The sequence below is a fragment of the Sporosarcina sp. FSL K6-5500 genome (assembly GCF_038005665.1).
In the GTDB taxonomy this organism is placed as follows: domain Bacteria; phylum Bacillota; class Bacilli; order Bacillales_A; family Planococcaceae; genus Sporosarcina; species Sporosarcina psychrophila.
The window spans coordinates 2,967,908-2,983,889 of sequence record NZ_JBBOTP010000001.1 but is presented as its reverse complement, the minus strand read 5'-3'; the positions used below and the strand labels follow the sequence as shown (position 1 = coordinate 2,983,889).

Annotated in this window: 21 protein-coding genes, 1 other RNA gene and 1 riboswitch; of the genes, 4 read left to right on the top strand and 18 right to left on the bottom strand. The window is 38.8% G+C overall.

Going from position 1 to position 15,982, the window contains the following annotated elements; translation table 11 throughout:
• Positions 1-88 precede the first annotated feature (88 nt).
• Positions 89-997 (bottom strand): homoserine O-acetyltransferase MetA, encoded by a 909-nt coding sequence (metA, locus tag MKX62_RS14350; RefSeq protein ID WP_067207023.1) that lies wholly within the window; start codon positions 995-997, stop codon positions 89-91.
• Positions 998-1,094: 97 nt separating this feature from the next.
• Positions 1,095-1,201: riboswitch (SAM riboswitch) on the bottom strand.
• 183 nt (positions 1,202-1,384) lie between these two features.
• On the opposite strand from metA, the gene MKX62_RS14345 reads away from it, so the two are divergent.
• Positions 1,385-1,564: a hypothetical protein gene (locus MKX62_RS14345; RefSeq protein ID WP_067207021.1), complete on the top strand. Its 180-nt coding sequence runs from the start codon at positions 1,385-1,387 to the stop codon at positions 1,562-1,564.
• A 69-nt stretch (positions 1,565-1,633) separates the two neighbouring features.
• On the opposite strand, the gene MKX62_RS14340 is transcribed toward MKX62_RS14345, so the two are convergent.
• The 17 genes from MKX62_RS14340 to MKX62_RS14260 all read right to left on the bottom strand — a co-directional run bounded on the left by MKX62_RS14340 (position 1,634) and on the right by MKX62_RS14260 (position 13,472).
• On the bottom strand, positions 1,634-2,089 hold the full coding sequence (locus MKX62_RS14340; RefSeq protein ID WP_340741705.1) for an SgcJ/EcaC family oxidoreductase: 456 nt from the start codon (positions 2,087-2,089) through the stop codon (positions 1,634-1,636).
• Between the two features lie 26 nt (positions 2,090-2,115).
• A complete protein-coding gene (locus MKX62_RS14335; protein WP_338653132.1) occupies positions 2,116-2,913 on the bottom strand; it encodes a protein phosphatase 2C domain-containing protein in 798 nt (265 codons plus the stop codon).
• On the bottom strand, positions 2,910-3,665 hold the full coding sequence (locus MKX62_RS14330) for an NUDIX hydrolase (protein ID WP_340741704.1): 756 nt from the start codon (positions 3,663-3,665) through the stop codon (positions 2,910-2,912). Before MKX62_RS14330 ends, MKX62_RS14335 begins: the two co-directional genes overlap by 4 nt.
• Positions 3,666-3,694: 29 nt before the next feature.
• Positions 3,695-4,060, bottom strand: coding sequence for a hypothetical protein (locus MKX62_RS14325; protein ID WP_340741703.1), 366 nt, complete (start codon positions 4,058-4,060; stop codon positions 3,695-3,697).
• A 91-nt stretch (positions 4,061-4,151) separates the two neighbouring features.
• Positions 4,152-4,802 carry an SIMPL domain-containing protein gene (locus MKX62_RS14320; RefSeq protein ID WP_340741702.1) on the bottom strand — a complete coding sequence of 217 codons (651 nt, stop codon included), beginning with the start codon at positions 4,800-4,802 and terminating at the stop codon, positions 4,152-4,154.
• Positions 4,803-4,943: 141 nt separating this feature from the next.
• Positions 4,944-5,765, bottom strand: coding sequence for a DUF2785 domain-containing protein (locus tag MKX62_RS14315; RefSeq protein WP_340741701.1), 822 nt, complete (start codon positions 5,763-5,765; stop codon positions 4,944-4,946).
• 52 nt (positions 5,766-5,817) lie between these two features.
• Positions 5,818-6,270, bottom strand: coding sequence for an ASCH domain-containing protein (locus tag MKX62_RS14310; RefSeq protein ID WP_340741700.1), 453 nt, complete (start codon positions 6,268-6,270; stop codon positions 5,818-5,820).
• An 84-nt stretch (positions 6,271-6,354) separates the two neighbouring features.
• Positions 6,355-7,485 carry a DNA polymerase III subunit beta gene (gene dnaN / locus MKX62_RS14305; protein ID WP_340741699.1) on the bottom strand — a complete coding sequence of 377 codons (1,131 nt, stop codon included), beginning with the start codon at positions 7,483-7,485 and terminating at the stop codon, positions 6,355-6,357.
• A 10-nt stretch (positions 7,486-7,495) separates the two neighbouring features.
• Positions 7,496-8,074, bottom strand: coding sequence for a nucleotidyltransferase family protein (locus tag MKX62_RS14300; protein WP_338653139.1), 579 nt, complete (start codon positions 8,072-8,074; stop codon positions 7,496-7,498).
• 135 nt (positions 8,075-8,209) lie between these two features.
• Positions 8,210-8,503 carry a DUF2087 domain-containing protein gene (locus MKX62_RS14295; RefSeq protein ID WP_255428616.1) on the bottom strand — a complete coding sequence of 98 codons (294 nt, stop codon included), beginning with the start codon at positions 8,501-8,503 and terminating at the stop codon, positions 8,210-8,212.
• 557 nt (positions 8,504-9,060) lie between these two features.
• The gene (locus tag MKX62_RS14290) at positions 9,061-9,540 is read right to left on the bottom strand and encodes a tetratricopeptide repeat protein (protein ID WP_187047125.1); all 480 of its coding nucleotides are present in this window, start codon (positions 9,538-9,540) and stop codon (positions 9,061-9,063) included.
• Between the two features lie 74 nt (positions 9,541-9,614).
• Positions 9,615-10,151, bottom strand: coding sequence for a GNAT family N-acetyltransferase (locus MKX62_RS14285; RefSeq protein ID WP_340741698.1), 537 nt, complete (start codon positions 10,149-10,151; stop codon positions 9,615-9,617).
• A 53-nt stretch (positions 10,152-10,204) separates the two neighbouring features.
• Positions 10,205-10,744 (bottom strand): short-chain dehydrogenase, encoded by a 540-nt coding sequence (locus tag MKX62_RS14280; RefSeq protein WP_187047123.1) that lies wholly within the window; start codon positions 10,742-10,744, stop codon positions 10,205-10,207.
• A 4-nt stretch (positions 10,745-10,748) separates the two neighbouring features.
• Complete coding sequence (locus MKX62_RS14275; RefSeq protein WP_340741697.1) at positions 10,749-11,318, bottom strand: NUDIX hydrolase; 570 nt, start codon at positions 11,316-11,318, stop codon at positions 10,749-10,751.
• A gap of 145 nt (positions 11,319-11,463) precedes the next feature.
• Positions 11,464-11,910: a GNAT family N-acetyltransferase gene (locus MKX62_RS14270; protein ID WP_338653142.1), complete on the bottom strand. Its 447-nt coding sequence runs from the start codon at positions 11,908-11,910 to the stop codon at positions 11,464-11,466.
• Positions 11,911-12,038: 128 nt separating this feature from the next.
• Positions 12,039-12,911, bottom strand: coding sequence for a YitT family protein (locus MKX62_RS14265; protein WP_067206981.1), 873 nt, complete (start codon positions 12,909-12,911; stop codon positions 12,039-12,041).
• Positions 12,912-12,992: 81 nt separating this feature from the next.
• Complete coding sequence (locus MKX62_RS14260) at positions 12,993-13,472, bottom strand: metal-dependent hydrolase (RefSeq protein ID WP_340741696.1); 480 nt, start codon at positions 13,470-13,472, stop codon at positions 12,993-12,995.
• Between the two features lie 479 nt (positions 13,473-13,951).
• Here MKX62_RS14260 and ssrS point away from each other — a divergent pair.
• The 3 genes from ssrS to MKX62_RS14245 all read left to right on the top strand — a co-directional run bounded on the left by ssrS (position 13,952) and on the right by MKX62_RS14245 (position 15,922).
• Positions 13,952-14,143, top strand: a non-coding RNA gene (gene ssrS, locus MKX62_RS14255) — 6S RNA.
• A 74-nt stretch (positions 14,144-14,217) separates the two neighbouring features.
• Positions 14,218-14,775 (top strand): SLOG family protein, encoded by a 558-nt coding sequence (locus MKX62_RS14250; protein WP_067213872.1) that lies wholly within the window; start codon positions 14,218-14,220, stop codon positions 14,773-14,775.
• Positions 14,776-15,196: 421 nt separating this feature from the next.
• Positions 15,197-15,922, top strand: a complete 726-nt coding sequence (locus tag MKX62_RS14245; protein ID WP_340741695.1) for a glycerophosphodiester phosphodiesterase — start codon at positions 15,197-15,199, stop codon at positions 15,920-15,922.
• The last annotated feature ends 60 nt before the right edge of the window (positions 15,923-15,982 follow it).

Sequence of the window (15,982 nt, the reverse complement as noted above, 5' to 3'; positions counted from 1 at the left end):
GGTCATCAAGCCCTACTCACCAGTATTTTATGCAAATAAATGGTTAATCTACAGACGTGGTTTAATTGATACATTTGTCATTAACTAGTTATTCCCATTCATAAGGTGTTTCTTGATACACATAATAATTTAGCCAGTTGGAGAAGAGTAGATGCGTATGGGAACGCCATGTATTCAACGGCTCTTTGCTTGGATCATCATTCGGAAAATAATTTTCCGGGATATCAATACCGACTCCTTTTTGCAAATCACGTGCATATTCCTCCGCCAACGTATCCGCATCGTATTCCAAATGACCTGTGATCATAATATGTTTATTATCTTTAGAAATGACGATGAATGCCCCTGCATCCTCTGATTTAGCAAGCAAGTGTAGACGGGGATCATTTTTTATTTCCTCAGTTGAAACGGATGTATAACGTGAATGCGGTGCTTTAAATTCGTCATTAAAACCACGTGCAAGATTAATCGTTGGGTCGGATAGTCGATGCGTAAAAACGCCTGAGCATTTTTTCGGCAATTCAAATTTCCCGATTCCATAATGGTGATAGAGTGCTGCTTGGGCACCCCAACAAATATGTAAAACAGAGGTTACATTTTCTTTTGACCATTCCATAATCTCCGTTATTTCTTTCCAGTAATTAACGTCTTCAAATTCTAAATGCTCAATCGGGGCACCCGTAATAATCAGTCCATCGAAACGACGATGTTTCACATGTTCAAATGTTGTATAAAATGCGTTTAAATGCGTTTTACTAACGTTTTTAGAATCATGAGTTGCTGTGTTCAAAAATGTAACATTTACTTGTAGCGGTGTATTCCCTAATAGACGTAGCAGCTGCAACTCTGTTCTTTCTTTTTCAGGCATTAAGTTTAAAATGGCGATGTTCATAGGCCGTATATCTTGGGACGTTGCGCGTTCTTCATCCATCACAAATATTTTTTCCTTCTTCAATAGTTCTCCTGCTGGTAATTGTTTCGGTACATTGATCGGCATGTGTCGTCTCTCCCTTTTCACTTTGGTTTGAATCAAATGATTCAATATAAAAAACCCTCTTTTCTATAAGACAAGAGGGTTTAATTTGGGCACTCTGTTCTTATCTCTCAAGAAAAAATCTTGTTGGAGGTAGCACCTTCCTGACTAAGTCAGAGGTTGCTGAAGCTTCACAGGGCCATATCCCTCAGCTTCTCTTGATAAGAATATTCAATTATTTACTATTATACTATTAAAACTACTATTGTAAACCGTCTTTTTTGACGATAATAATCAAAAGAAACATTTTTATTTTAATTTCCACATTAATTCAGCATGAAAACTGCTGAATAATATTTCTTTAGAAAGCCATATTAACGTGGCACTGAAAAAATGAAAGGAGTTGTTACTATGGGAAGAGATGACAATAAAACTGGCGGAAATAATGCACGGTCTTTACCACAAACGCCGAAAAACCAAAAAATAAAACCGGGCGACATGAATGAAGAAATAGCCCGCGAGTTTGCTGAACTCCGTTCCCTGAAACCAAAACGCGAACGAATGAACTCAAATGAAAAGAAGAGAAAATGATTACCTTTGTCATGAACAGTAACTAAAACACTCCCCGCACTGGTATTATCTTGGTGCGGGGCACTTTTTTCAGCCTACATCAGATACTTGCTTCAATTCTTTGGTCATCCGCTCGACCAAGTCAGATCTTCCGTGAAATTGGGCCGGTGTATTTTGGAAAAGTTTTATTTTCCATCCATCCTTTTCTTTTACTGCAATCAGTGTTTGATGAGCATTCAAATTTGGGTCAAGTTCTGTTCCGCCCGGAGGTATCATCCCGACGATTGCACGCAACATCGCAACTTCAGCACTCAGAAAGTACACATCTTTAACGACATTGATAAATGGAGGTGTTGGATGATCTACAAATATCGGTTCTAAATGTGCAAAAATAGTATTTCGCCCAATTTCTTGACTTCCGTCAAATCCAATCAATTCGCCTTGCTCTGTAAATTGATCAGCCATGCTCTTAGCATCGCGATTATTCCATGCAAGAATTAAGTTATAATAAAGGGTTTTGATTTCAATTAATTCAGATGCTTCCATATCTAATTCCTCCCGTCATTTTTCCTTCATCCGAGATAATCGCTCGGGATGCTACCTTCCTTTTCTACTTCCACATTCCATGCGATAATTGTCGTACTGTCTCGTACATTTTGTCTTTCGATTTCCATCAATAACTGCGAAATCCCTTTATCAAGTTCTTTTTCATTCAGCACGGCAACGAGATCTGACGGATCCAAAAAAGGTTCCCCCGGGCATTCCACTAAACCATCAGTCGTCAAAAAAATAAGATTGTTCCCTTTTCTCATTTCCCTTGTCCCTGACGTGTAGCATGGTACTGCTTGCTCAAACGTATTCACTTGACCAATCCATTCAAAGAATTGCCTTTGGTTAAGTTGAAACTGATTTAGGGCAATTAATTCCGAATGGAACAGATATACTAAACAATCTCCAACCGAAAACCACCAAACGTAATTAGCTTTCCTGACAACGATAAGACAAGCCGTTTCTCCCATGGCACATCTGCATTCATTCAAAAATTGTTCAGATTGAAAAATTTCAAGTAACTTCATTTCCAAACGTTTAAATCGTGGAGGACCCTTCATATCTAAAATCTCCACCAATTTTTCTTTATGCTGCCCGAGTGTTTGTACAACAAGTTCCGCACTTTCAGCACTTTTATGTGCATCCAAAATAGCCGCTAATTCCCAATCCTCATTTTGCCAAATAACGCAGCCATCTTCATTCTTGGTTTGTCCCGCTGAAGAATTACCTCCAAATCGACCAACCGCTACACGATTAATCCATCGTACATCTCGTTCATCGACAAAGTCCTTTTCACTTCCAACCCAAGTGAGATTATTCATGAGCGCTCAATCAATCTATACGGTCTCACTTCATAACTTTCATAAGCAATCGTATCGCTATTTCGAGCATCATCCACCCTAGAAGCGAATTGTGGGCGTTTAACCCAGTCTCCTACTTCTGCTATATCAAAGTCAACGAATTGTACATCAATCGTTTCAGGAGGCTGCGCAGCTGGTACACCCGACACCGCTCTCCCACGAAAAACCATACAGATAACGCCTGACGTGATATTTTGATAAACACCCGTCATATCACCAATTTCTGCGTGGATACCTGTTTCTTCTAGTACTTCCCGTTTAACCGCCTCTTTCAAGGATTCGCCAAGTTCAAGTCGCCCACCCGGCATTTCATATGTATCATTTCGGTGATTGTTCCGTACAAGTAATACATGTCCTTCCTCATTTACAATGTAACCACTAACAGCTACGATTTGTGGGGATTGCCCGTAATTTCCCGTTGAAGTGAAAAAATCTTCATTTGAAGAGATAAACAATGGAGCTAATGATTTCCGATAATTTTGCGCTTCAGCATGCATTTCCGATGCTCGAATGCTAGCGTCCACTGTCTCATAATGAGCCCTATTATCGTATGCCCACATTGCCATTATCTCCGTCTGTTCTTCATTGACCCACCGTCCAACCAGCTGCGCTCCATGCGTCAGCTGATTCGGAAGCAAAAAGGTATGGAAAAAGTGGGTAAACGTTTCGTACATCGCTGGTTCAACCGTGTACGTTTTTCTGCGATACAACATTCAATTATTCCCCCCGTACAAATTAATTTTCAGCGAGCCCTTTTCAATAACCAAACTAGGCCAAGTGTAAAAACAGCAACTAGTGTTAAAGTAAATTTGAGGTCAATGATTGGTTTAAACTTCACCTTCTCCGCATCTATCTCGTAAACACCCAAAGGTCTGACGGAGATATGTCCCCCGCCCCCTTCTCCTTGGGCACCTAAAGAGTTTCCTGTTTCACTAGAATAGCCGCCTCCCCCGCCAACAATATAATTAATCTTTGCTACCGGAAGGACTTTTCTGTTTTCAAAATTAATCGGTTCACCATAAATCAACGATACGTCTTGTTGCCGTGAAAACTTGTCAAATATCCGCGCAATAGGTGATAGGTAATTAGAAGATTTTTTAATTCCCATGTTTTCCCCACTCCCTTAATTTTTAGTTGTGATTAGGTTAGCTGTCGTTTTTTCAACGTAAAATAGTATCCATCTATTTTACGCTGATATTTCAATACCGAAATTGCACTTTAACCATAGCGTTAATCGAAATCTGCCCCTGTTCAATCGGTGTGGAGCTAGTCATTTCTCTCGCAGCAAATGTTCGATATGCGATGGGTTCTGCTCTTAATTCTTCAACAATTTTAATTGGATGTGGATCAAGTTGCAGTTGCATTGTCTCAGCAATTGTTTGCGCCTTGGCTAATGCATTTTTAAGTGCAAGGCTCAATGCTTTTTGATAGTCCAATTGTTCATTTTCAACCTTGAACTGGATATTTGATATCCTGTTCGCTCCGTTTTGGACAGCCACGTCTATTACATTTCCAACTTGATCAATATCTGTAATTTTTACTGTAATCGCATTCGTAACTTCGTATCCTCTAAATACTTGTTCGCCTTCGATATAGTTGTATTGGGGAACTATAGTGTACGAAACCGTTTGTATATTCTCCCTGTCGATCCCCAATTTCAATAACGAATCGATGACTTGATTCATCTCATAAGCATTTTCCTTTTGTGCATGGTTCAATTGTTTGTTTTCAGTACTGACTTCCAACTGGATTTGAGCAATATCCGGTGTTAGTTTAAGACTCCCAATTCCTGTAACAGTCATAACCCGTGGTTGTCGGCAGGTCATTTGTTGGGCATAAGGATAATACATATGTCTCCACCTTTCCTGAGCATCATTACGCTACCTTAGATAGTATGCTGATTGTCTCGAAAAGATATTTACATTAGCATTTAACGTAAAACTGGACGACAGATTACTCGAGTACCACTGCAGTATCTGAAGACTATTTGACTAATTTAGATACATCCACATCCACTTTTCGAGTACTTTAAAAACGTCGCTGTTCACTTTCTTGCCGATTCCCTTCGAACTCAAAATTACAAAGACTGATTTCCAAAAGTTCTTTACCGTTCTTTGTACGTGATAGGCGTCAAGTGATCCTTTATTTTCAAGCATTTCAGTTTCTACCTGTCCGGCCAGTTCTTCAATCCATACTCGTATAACCTTCTCAGCATCTTGATGCTTTATTAATGAAGCTAGTATAATAGCTAAGCGTTCTTCCTCTTCATCCAAATAATCAACTTGCCTTAACAAGGAATATTGAACTGCATGAAGAATTCGACTGATATCCTCTTTTTTCAGTAGAGGATGTTTTGCCAAGGCATCCAAGGCATCTGCGCCATGTGCGATGGCATGCGCCCATCCATTCCCCTGGATAAAACCTCGTGTGTCTTTTTCTTCCCTCATATAGCGTATAACCTTGTTCACTGTATACTGAACAAGTTCTGGATTTACTATTTGTTTCTCAATGTCATATTCAATAACTGCAGCAATGACGAGTGCAGAAAAAGAACGTGTAAATACTGAATCAGTTCCAGACTCGCCAATCCCGTAAAATAGATAATCTTCCTGTAATACCGTCTCAAGTAGATTCTGAATTTCTTCTGAATTTAATTGATTGGAAGCTATTACTTTTCCAAAACTTCGATAGATTAACTGGTCACGCAAAAAACCATCTGGATTTCCAATTTGCGTCAACATCTCTTGCCTAACTTCCTTCGATAGCTCTAGTATCTTATCTCCTAAATAACTCTCTAAAGTTGTTGCCAACATAACTATTCCCCCTAAACGATCATTTATCGTTGCCTTGTGTAAGGCAATTTGTCTATCCTAAGTTATTATCTTTTACATCAATTAGCGTAAATCGTTCGCAAACTAGGAGCATGTCCTCAGTGAACTCAAGTCCAACTTCTCGTAATTCACTCGTAAAGAATCTCACATGAGCCAATTTCCAATCTTCATATGACCCTTCCCCTTCAGCAAGCGCAAACTCTTCCGATACTTCATTCATCGGTACAAGCGATACTGCAATGGTCTTAATGATTGCCACTGGTTTTTCGTCGCTATTTAAAATAATGCTGTACTCATCTATTCTGGGTAATGGCTCGTTCTCCAGTTCATAAATTACATGACCTGAACATGTCGCTGTCTTTTCCCCATCAATTACAAGCTGTGAAAGCTCATCTGGCAAACTTCCAAACATCCATGCGTTGACAGAAGTAGGTTGCTCTTCGTTCTTCCAAGATTCGTCCCAATAAGTTTGTGCTGCTAAATTCATCTTGAAATCCCCTTTCGCTACTTAAAATTATAAATCTCCTATATGCCCAAGCTCTCCTCCCTAGATCGAGAGAACTTATTCATTTCAATAAGACCGTACTGGTGAAATTAGATGGAGGCAAGTGGAATCATTTTGCGGCTGAATGACAATCGGTTTCATCAAGCCATCAAAACGTATCGTGACATTTTCTTCTGGTATCCTTTTTAGAGCGTCAAGTACAAAACGACCATCAAATGACATTTGGATATCGTTCTGTCCTTCGATATGTATAATTTTTTGAAGCTCTTCAATCATCCCGACTTCTGTAGAATTGGAAGATATTTTGATAGTAGCATCATCCACAATCTCCAATTGGATGTTATTGTGTTTCCATTCAGTCGAAAATACACAAGCCCGATCCATTCCTTCTATTAATACTTGAGTATTCATGGTTATCAATGCCTTTGATTTGGTTGGCACCAAAGATCCAGTGTTAGGATAGACACCCTCAATTAACCTTGAATAAAGTGAACTCATAGCGGTCCCAAACACAATGAAATTATTCGTATAAGAAATCTCTACGATTGACGAATCCGCCTCTTTAAGATGCGTCAGTTCTGACAAACTTGTACTCGGAACTACAAATGATTCTGTTGTTTTAGATTCTATAGTCACTTCTCTACGTGCTAATCTATGTGAATCTGTTGCTGTACAAATGAGTTTGTTTTCTTCAAACTCCATCCTCACTCCAGTTAGTACCGGTTTAGCCTCACTTTTTGAAACAGCAAAAGCGGTTTGCTTTATAGCCTCCGTTAATTTCCCAAACGGTATTTCAATTTTAGTATTGCGATCCATCTCCGGAAGTTTTGGATAGTCATTCGCATTAAATCCATTTAGTTTTGTTTCAATATCCCCCGATTTTATCGTGATTGAATCATTGCGTCCTAATTTAATACAAATATCATTGGGGAGTTTTTTCACAACTCCGTTCAAATATTTCGATAAAACAACTACACTTCCAAATTCTTTGATATCCACGACCTTTTCTCCACTTTTTAGTAAAGGGATAGTTCTTTCAATAAAAATATCCGAATTGCTACCCGTAAGCTTAAGACCATACTCGTTGGCTTCTATTTTTATTCCAGAGAGTATTGGAATAACGCTTTTTGATGAAATAATTTTATTTATATCAGAAACTGCAGTCGTAAATGAAGCGTAGCTTACTGTAAATTCCATAAAAGCCCTCCTAGTCACTGTCCAAACTTATAATCTCAAGCTTGTTCCATACAACTTGCCAATTCTTTTTCCTAATCCTTTCTTCATAAATCTTCATCCGTTCTTTCTTATCACAAAAATAAGGGGTCGGTTTTACTCTCAAATTTACAACATCTTCTATACCATGAGGCGCTGTTAATATGACATTGTTTCCTTCATCCAATTTCACGCCCAAAGCTGTTGCCGTTTCAGGAAACCTTGAAATCGCATCAACAGACGAAGTATAGGGGATGACATTATTTACACTATGCATTCTTGCCTGATTTTTGACCGACCAAGGGATAGCTGGTAGAAGTCTTTTCAACACTTCCTCGTATTCCTTTTCCACACTTTTCCCACTATTTGTTCGATCATAATAGATGACATCAATATCTGGAATCGTCGTCCTTACATTGAAACCGTGCTGCACATCCCAAATTTTTGATCGAACAAATCCGGCGCAGATCCACCAATCAGGCAAATTCAATGATTTGGCGCATTTCAATAGGTCCATCATCCACTTATCCTCTTGAATTAAAACAACAATTTCTCTTTCAGTTGTAATGACCATAAACTACTCCTCTTTCATTCACACTGCTCACATACTCGTACAAAAAAACTGGATTAAATCTTCATGCTCACCAAAAACCTTTTCAATGAATAAATTTACATCTTCCGTCTTACATTTCTATGTATCTGCATATGATTAGACTTCAATCCAATACTCCTTGCCATCAACACTTCGAGTCATGAAACGATAATCTATCAGAAATCTTCTTACCGTGGCAAAATCAGGATAAATCGTCGCCAATAGGTCATTTATTTCTTTTTCCAAATACATTCTATCTACTTCAAATTGCTTAATTATTTCTTGGGCAATAATGTACTTCCTTTTTTCTTTACTCGGAAATACGTCAAGTGGTCCTTGCAAACCTTGTTTGAAGTAATTTCCCAATACTTTTTCTCTTTCCACATCAGTGATTGTAAATCGTTCACCCAATTTAATCATTCCTTAATATATATGTTGAACAAATGAATACGGCTTATGCGCTTTAAAAGGGCTTTTGGGAGGCCACTGAAAAAGTCCCAATACTTAGAACCAATTAGATTTCCCGCCAATACCGCTTCGACGCTTTGTGGATTCCTCCCGCGATAAGCCAGAAAGAAGATCAGGGAGGGAATGAACTGCATCCCTCCTTCAGTCTTATCGCTCCGGCTAGCACGAAGTCGCGCCTTCGCTAGGTGGTCTATGTGAGAAAGAGCTTTTCATTAGCTGTGATGAAATCTGCAACCTGGAGTTCGTCTTTCTTGGATATAATTGGTATCAACTAGTAATCATATTAAAGTCTTGGCATACACATCTCAAAATCACATTTCTCTCGATAATGAACAACCTAGCGTAGGCGCGGCGAAAGGCATCCCCAAAGCGCCAAGTGTTCTACAATCCACACCCCGAATTACAAGTCTCTCATTATTGAGCGGCACAGTAGATTCAATGGGATTCTTTAATTCAACATATATAGATATTATTTTCATCCTCTTTTTATAGCAGTCTACCTACCAAGTTTTGTCGAGTTTATCAGCATAGAACTCAATTGCTCTCTTATATGATAAGATTTCACTATCATTTGTCGTGTAAGCTAGACTGGTCAGTAAGATCTCTATGGCTTCACGATGTTCACCAACATTGTACAATGTCATTGCGTAGAACGTTTTCACAGCATTATTTTCCGGAAAGCGTTCAATTCCTTTTTCCAAAACTGTTTTCGATTTGTTATACTTGCCTAATGCTCGATATGAACTACCTAATCCTATAAATGCGCCTATTGCATTTGTATCATCTAGGCCTAATTGGATGGCTTTTTCGTAATAAGGTACAGCATCTGCTTCTAACCCAAGAACATCGAAACTCCATGCATATTGATAATTAACTAGTGCATTGTCTGGGAATTTCAAAACTAGATTGGAAAGTAACGCATTTGATTTCTCAAGCTTCCCTTCACTTCTTAACTGAATTGCTTCTTCTAAATTCTCCATTGTACTTTCCCTTTCCCCTGAAATATTTAAAAAGCTGCTTGTAAAAAATGACTAATCCAGATAAATGACTGAACTTATCCGTTACCTCGTTCTTGCCCCATAATAGCTATATCATCCCATCCATATGCAACTTCACTCAACTTCTTTCCTGCAATTTCGATTTCTTCAGTGTCAACCTTCTTTCCACCTAACATTTCATAGAAGCGGCAAGCCGGGTTCTCTTCTATCGCCCATATAAGCATCGAGTTCAAATTCTTATTTTTTAAATCATCCACAACAGACTGAACGAGTAATCGACCAATTCCTTTTCCTTGGTATTCTCTCAAGATATAAATCGCATATAATTCCCCTGTAAATGCCTCGTATTTCCCGGTGCGCTCTTTTCCACCTGTAGAAAATCCGATAACTTGACCATTTTCATTTTCTGCTATGTATATGTTATTTTCTTTTATCCCTTTTTTCCAAATCAGCTCGCGTTGCTCGTAAGAAAGGTTATCTAAAAAAGGATCCGGCACAATTCCTTTATATGTCGTCCTCCAACTATCCACATGGACTTTTGCAATTCCTGTTACATCCTCTACCTCTGCTTTTCGGATTAATATCTCACTCACCCCTTTCAACGTTGTAACAGTACTGAAACAACAGGTCAACATTTTTCAAAAAATCATTTCGGACGTGCTTCATAGGGATGGATTTGACCTATTATCCCCATTTCTTCATCTGCCTCAATCTGTTTAATAACTCCGTTCGCAATCTCACCATGTGTAAGCCAACGTGAGCCACCGTCTTCCATTACAAATCCTAAATAGACTCTCTGATAGTTGCACTTGCTTGGAATACGGATAGACTCATCTTCGAAATACCGCCGACTCCCCTTTACATGGAACAGACTAAACGGTGTGTCCCCTGGGTTCATCTCACAAATCCGCTCTAGTACACTGTAATTCGATGTCCAGCTAATAATTAGATCAAACGAGCCACGTTCCAGAATCGCTTTTTTAATTTCGTCATATACATCATCTGTATTATAATCAGCTATAAGTGGGAATATAGAATTTGGCGAACTTTCTACTTGCAATCGTTTAAACTTCGACAATGTACGCCCAATGACAGAAACAGAATAACCTTCACGTGCAAGATGAAGACAAACTTCGGCAAGCATACCCGTTCCGCCAATGATTAGAGCATGATTATTACTTTTCATACACTTACCTCTTTTCTGAAGACAAGACAATTGAGTTATTCAATATATTCTTGGCCAGGTAATAGGCACTTACTGAAAAAAGTTGTGTAATTTTTTGTTCTTGAATCATCTCTTCGATTAAATCAAAAGAAATGAGTTTCACCTCAATCTCCTCAGTTTCATCCAATTCCTGCTCACATTCTTTGAATGCATCCAAAATTAGAAAGGTAACAATCCTATTTGTTTGAGTAGCCGGATTTATCATAAACTCACCAAGTTTTATCGGTTTCGTCGTCGAAATAAAACCCGTCTCTTCTCGTAACTCCCTCAAAATCCCCTCCTCATGTGACTCTCCCTCTTCAATTTTCCCGGCAGGAATTTCTAAATAAAATCCTTGACCAGGATGACGGTATTGTTCTACGAATACGACCCGTTTATCTTCCGTTAATACAATGGCATTTACCCAATCTTCATACTCATGGACAAAATAATCATCAATGATTGCCCCGTTCGGAAGCTGACACGTGTCTTTCCTCAAATTCCCAAAAGGAGTTTTAAAGTGATATTCTGACTTAATCGTTTTCCATTTCTCCACAGTAAATCCCTCAATTCTTCCGTGACATACCGGTGATATATTTCCCTATACAAACACTACGAAAGTTAACCAGGTGCAGAAATGATTCGGAATCATTTCTACACCTGGTATTGAATTTATTCCAGTAGACTGAGGGATACCTCAATTACAACTTCATCAAATGTGTCGTCTCAGAAGCAGTGTCATCCAGTTCAAATCCGTTTGCCCTATAAAAAGCATCTGCTTTTGAAGATTCTGTCCGCACTGTCACTTCTTTAAATGCATCGCGTGAATGGTCAACAATTTCTTTCAGTAAAAGAGATCCTACACCTTGCCGCCTAGCATCATCTAATACATAAAATCGCTGCAAACGTGCAACTTGTGTATCTTCGGAAAAAGGTGATTGGTTTACTCCACCTATCGCTACTACCTCACCCTCTTCATTTTGAACAGCTAACAACGCTTCACCCGGTTTGTTGAACGTATTTGTTCCATCCTCATAATCATTGACCAGTCGTGTTAAAAATCGGTACCCTTCCGTTTCGCTTTCTTTCACTAAATGAGAGATATCAATTGCCTTTAAATCCTCAACTTGCTCCACTTTGTAAGTCATTTCTATTCCCCCTATCAATTGAATGATTGCAACATACAGTCTATTTCGACAAATGGGGTAGAAAAACCTTTATAATAAACAAAAATGACCTGTTGCGAATAATTCGCAACAGGTCATTTTCACCAATTTCATTTCATATTATCTTCATCAAATTGTGCTTTAGAAAAACCGCGGCCAAGTATCTCCGACGCATTCAAGAAGATGACAAATGAGGTTGGTTCTTGTGTTTGAAGTAATTTTTTAAAGTAGACAGCTTCCGATTGTTCAACGACACATAAAATCATTGTTTTTTCTTGATTGGAATACCCGCCTATTGTTTTAATCTTTGTTAACCCACGATTAATATCATTTTTAATAATAGCTTGGACTTTCTCTTCTTTATCCGTAATAATAAGAACCAATTTCGTCGGCGACGTTTGCAACTGAACAAAGTCAATCACCTTACTCGTAACGTAAATTGCTATCATCGCGTAAAGAGCAAGTTCAAAGTTGAAGACAAATGCCGATGTGACTACAACTAGTCCATCTACAAGCAACTGTGAAAACCCACTCGAAAGGCCCGTATATTTCTTAACCAATTGAGCGATTAAAGCAGTACCACCTGTCGAACCATTAGCCCTGTATACAATACCGAGACCTACACCAAGCATAATCCCACCGTAAATCGCACTTAATAATGGGTTTTCTACTGCAAGCTTTATGTCCGTTGTGAGCCAGATGACAAACGGAACAAAAAATGTCCCAACTAACGTTTTCATACTGAATTCCTTGCCGACAAGCAAGACCCCAAGTATTAGTAGTGGAATATTAATGAGCCATTGAACGTAAGCTGGATTGAATTGGAAGAGTTCATATAGTATTGTACTAATCCCTGAAACGCCACCTGCCGCTAGCCTGGACGGTAACAGGAAAATATTGAAGGCTAGCCCAACGAGTGCAGCCCCAAAGATAATCTGTATATATTCAAATAAGACCGTTTTTCTAAATTTTTGTATTGCCATTTTTTTATGCTCCCTCTCTTTCACCCTTTCCATTCTAACAAAAAACGAGCTAGAACATCATTTTTTTTAAACCAACTTCAATTATAGATAATAACTGAATGCTTCATAGCCAAAATAGAATGATAAAAGAGATAGAAGACTGAACACGATGCTCTCTACCTTGCTTCCGGTTCTTGTCGTCAATGGAAAGCGAACTGTCATGCTAAGTGGGAAAAGCAGTTTGATTCCGTTTTTCGTCGCCATATCTAATATGTAATGACTCACCATCCCCGCTAAAAGTCCCGCCTTCACAGCTTCATTTGGGATAAAGGCATTCAGTAACGTCGCGATAATCACTAAGAACAATAAACTGTGTGTAAATGTACGATGACCGAATAGCATATTGATAAGCTTCGATAACAACTTAAATTTTCTTCCGATTTTACTACCACTGTGACAAATGTCAGGAAGTAACGCGCCAATTATCCCCGCTCCAAGCATTATAATCGGATCATGATTTGTAAATTGTGCATAAGCAAGACTTGCTGCAATGCCGCCTACGATGTGTGTTTTCCCTGTCATGCTTATTCTCCTTTTTCAGCTAAATTCATTTCTTAACTAGTTTGAACTCCTCTTCATTAAAGCAAAAAGATTCGCTATGTTTCAATTTCCAAATTTCCACCATTCTAATTCTCTTCTTGGCCACTAAAGCGTATGTATGAGTCCATTTGCGCAAAATAGTTACTGCTCCGTTTACATCGCTATTCATAAAGATATAAGTTCCAGCTCTATAGAGTTCTCGAACACTCGTCTTCCACTGAAAACGGGTTTTTCTCCTTTCAATCCTATCTTCATTATACCAAACGAACGTTCTTTTTAATATAGTTTCTACATATTTATTCCATAATAAAAACCAAGAATACACATAGCTAAAGTCACAAGTGTTTTTAGTTTGTTCATAAACGTTGTTGCAGTGCATGGATCAGAAATCATTCAAATATTTCTTAATGGATTCCAACAATTTCATTTGAAAATATCAAGCCGATGATGTACACTATATTTACAAGCTGCGTTGTGCGTATAAATATTAAGTTTTAACCCTTAAGCTGTAATCGGGAGTTTTACCTAGATACAGGAATGGCATACCCAGTTCTTTCGATAACTGGGGCATACAGGATTGTTTCTGCGAACACCCACTTTGAGAAGTGGTGGTTTAAAACTTTCTAAGACCATACGGCAAAGGCGGCTGTTATTTTAATAATTTAAATGAAACTGGTTTCCATTGGAAGCTGGTTTTTTTATTACACATTTGAAGGGGGCGGACATCATTCTCAAACGATTGGTTGTCACGGGTTATAAACCCCATGAACTCGGCATATTCGATGACAAGCATCCGGGCGTCCGTTTTATAAAAAAAGCATTAGAAAAACGACTAGTCGCCTTACTGGACGACGGGTTGGAATGGGTAATTATAAGCGGTCAACTAGGAATTGAAGCATGGGCAGCCGAGGTCGTAATCGATCTAAAAAAAGAATATACCGATTTGAAATATGCCGTAATTACTCCTTTTACAGATCAGGAGAAAAATTGGAACGATATGAAAAAGGAAAAGTATCATTCTCTCATCGCTAAAGCAGACTATCATACGAGTCTTACGAAGAGACCCTATGAAGCTCCATGGCAATTTATCGAAAAAGATAAGTTCTTCATGCGCAATTCTGATGGAATACTCATTGTTTACGATGAGGAAAATGATGGCTCTCCAAAATTTGTTAAAAGGTCCGCGGAAAAACATGCGGAACGTTCCGATTATCAAGTTCTCACAATCAGCGCGGACGACTTGCAAGTAATTGCAGAAGAAGAACAAATGGATGAATGGCAATAAGGTTTCCGATTCCTTGACACTTCTTGTGCTACATGGTATGATAGTTCCGTTAACAATAAGGTAATGCTTAAGATTTGAATATCTGGCATTCTACGTACTGTTTTTGAGAATACTTATTCACACTGGCGCGACTAAAGGGTCGCAAGGACATAAAAGTAGGCAGGGTTTATGTTGCTTAAGTTAGAAAGCACCCAGTGGAACAATGACCGCGGCTCTGAAAGCTTATCCTTTCTATGGAAATTATTCCCCGAATAATCGGGATGAAAAATTAAATTCAAAAGTATAGTGTTACCTGACAAAACAAAGGGATGTTCCTCAATCGAGGACATCCCTTTTCCAATTTCATTTACTAATCGGGTTTATAATTGCGTTGCTGTTATACACATATTACAATAGCATGAAAAGGATGGTGATCACAATAATGGATATTTACGCACATCGCGGTTCGTCCGGAACACATCCAGAAAATTCACTCGCCGCCTTCCATGAAGCTGCCAGGCTTCCTATTTACGGCGTAGAATTCGATGTTCATTTGACAAAAGACGGTGAACTGGTTGTCATTCATGATGAAACAATAGCTAGAACATCAGATGGCAAAGGTTTCGTGAAAGACATGACACTTGCGGAGTTAAGGTCATTTGATTTTGGCAGTTGGTTTTCTGATGAATTCCGGGGCGAACTTATACCGACGCTGTATGAAGTACTCGAAATTTTTTCCGAGACTTCTCACCATCTAAATATCGAACTAAAATCGGATATATTTCCTTACGAGGGAATGGTGGGGAAAGTTGTTGCAATGGTTCAGAAGATGAAACTCGATGCGCGTGTCGTTATTTCATCATTCGATCACGAAGCTGTTCGGGCAGTAAAAAAAATTGCACCGCACATTGAAACTGCAGCCTTGTTCATGGAAGTACTAGTCGATCCGCTCGATTATATGCGTACTATTCCTGCCGATGCACTCCATATCTCATTACCATCCGCTGCTCGTCCATCTATGAGAAAAGTGGTAGAAACCGGAGTGGCTGTTCGCGTCTTCACTGTTAATGAAGTAAAGTATGCAGAAGCACTGAGGAAAATTGGTGTCACCGCCCTATTTACTGATTATCCAAAAAAAATGATGATTCACTTGAATAGAAAAAGCTGAACAAACCCAGCTTTTTCTATTCAATCATTTTTTCGTTTAAAGATTGATTACTATCACTAG

Excerpts from the sequence above, each read along its gene's own strand:
- metA (WP_067207023.1), bottom strand. The coding sequence starts at position 997 with ATGCCGATCAATGTACCGAAACAATTACCAGCAGGAGAACTATTGAAG.
- MKX62_RS14345 (WP_067207021.1), top strand. The coding sequence starts at position 1,385 with ATGGGAAGAGATGACAATAAAACTGGCGGAAATAATGCACGGTCTTTA.
- MKX62_RS14340 (WP_340741705.1), bottom strand. The coding sequence starts at position 2,089 with ATGGAAGCATCTGAATTAATTGAAATCAAAACCCTTTATTATAACTTA.
- MKX62_RS14335 (WP_338653132.1), bottom strand. The coding sequence starts at position 2,913 with ATGAATAATCTCACTTGGGTTGGAAGTGAAAAGGACTTTGTCGATGAA.
- MKX62_RS14330 (WP_340741704.1), bottom strand. The coding sequence starts at position 3,665 with ATGTTGTATCGCAGAAAAACGTACACGGTTGAACCAGCGATGTACGAA.
- MKX62_RS14325 (WP_340741703.1), bottom strand. The coding sequence starts at position 4,060 with ATGGGAATTAAAAAATCTTCTAATTACCTATCACCTATTGCGCGGATA.
- MKX62_RS14320 (WP_340741702.1), bottom strand. The coding sequence starts at position 4,802 with ATGTATTATCCTTATGCCCAACAAATGACCTGCCGACAACCACGGGTT.
- MKX62_RS14315 (WP_340741701.1), bottom strand. The coding sequence starts at position 5,765 with ATGTTGGCAACAACTTTAGAGAGTTATTTAGGAGATAAGATACTAGAG.
- MKX62_RS14310 (WP_340741700.1), bottom strand. The coding sequence starts at position 6,270 with ATGAATTTAGCAGCACAAACTTATTGGGACGAATCTTGGAAGAACGAA.
- dnaN (WP_340741699.1), bottom strand. The coding sequence starts at position 7,485 with ATGGAATTTACAGTAAGCTACGCTTCATTTACGACTGCAGTTTCTGAT.
- MKX62_RS14300 (WP_338653139.1), bottom strand. The coding sequence starts at position 8,074 with ATGGTCATTACAACTGAAAGAGAAATTGTTGTTTTAATTCAAGAGGAT.
- MKX62_RS14290 (WP_187047125.1), bottom strand. The coding sequence starts at position 9,540 with ATGGAGAATTTAGAAGAAGCAATTCAGTTAAGAAGTGAAGGGAAGCTT.
- MKX62_RS14280 (WP_187047123.1), bottom strand. The coding sequence starts at position 10,744 with ATGAAAAGTAATAATCATGCTCTAATCATTGGCGGAACGGGTATGCTT.
- MKX62_RS14270 (WP_338653142.1), bottom strand. The coding sequence starts at position 11,910 with ATGACTTACAAAGTGGAGCAAGTTGAGGATTTAAAGGCAATTGATATC.
- MKX62_RS14265 (WP_067206981.1), bottom strand. The coding sequence starts at position 12,911 with ATGGCAATACAAAAATTTAGAAAAACGGTCTTATTTGAATATATACAG.
- MKX62_RS14260 (WP_340741696.1), bottom strand. The coding sequence starts at position 13,472 with ATGACAGGGAAAACACACATCGTAGGCGGCATTGCAGCAAGTCTTGCT.
- MKX62_RS14245 (WP_340741695.1), top strand. The coding sequence starts at position 15,197 with ATGGATATTTACGCACATCGCGGTTCGTCCGGAACACATCCAGAAAAT.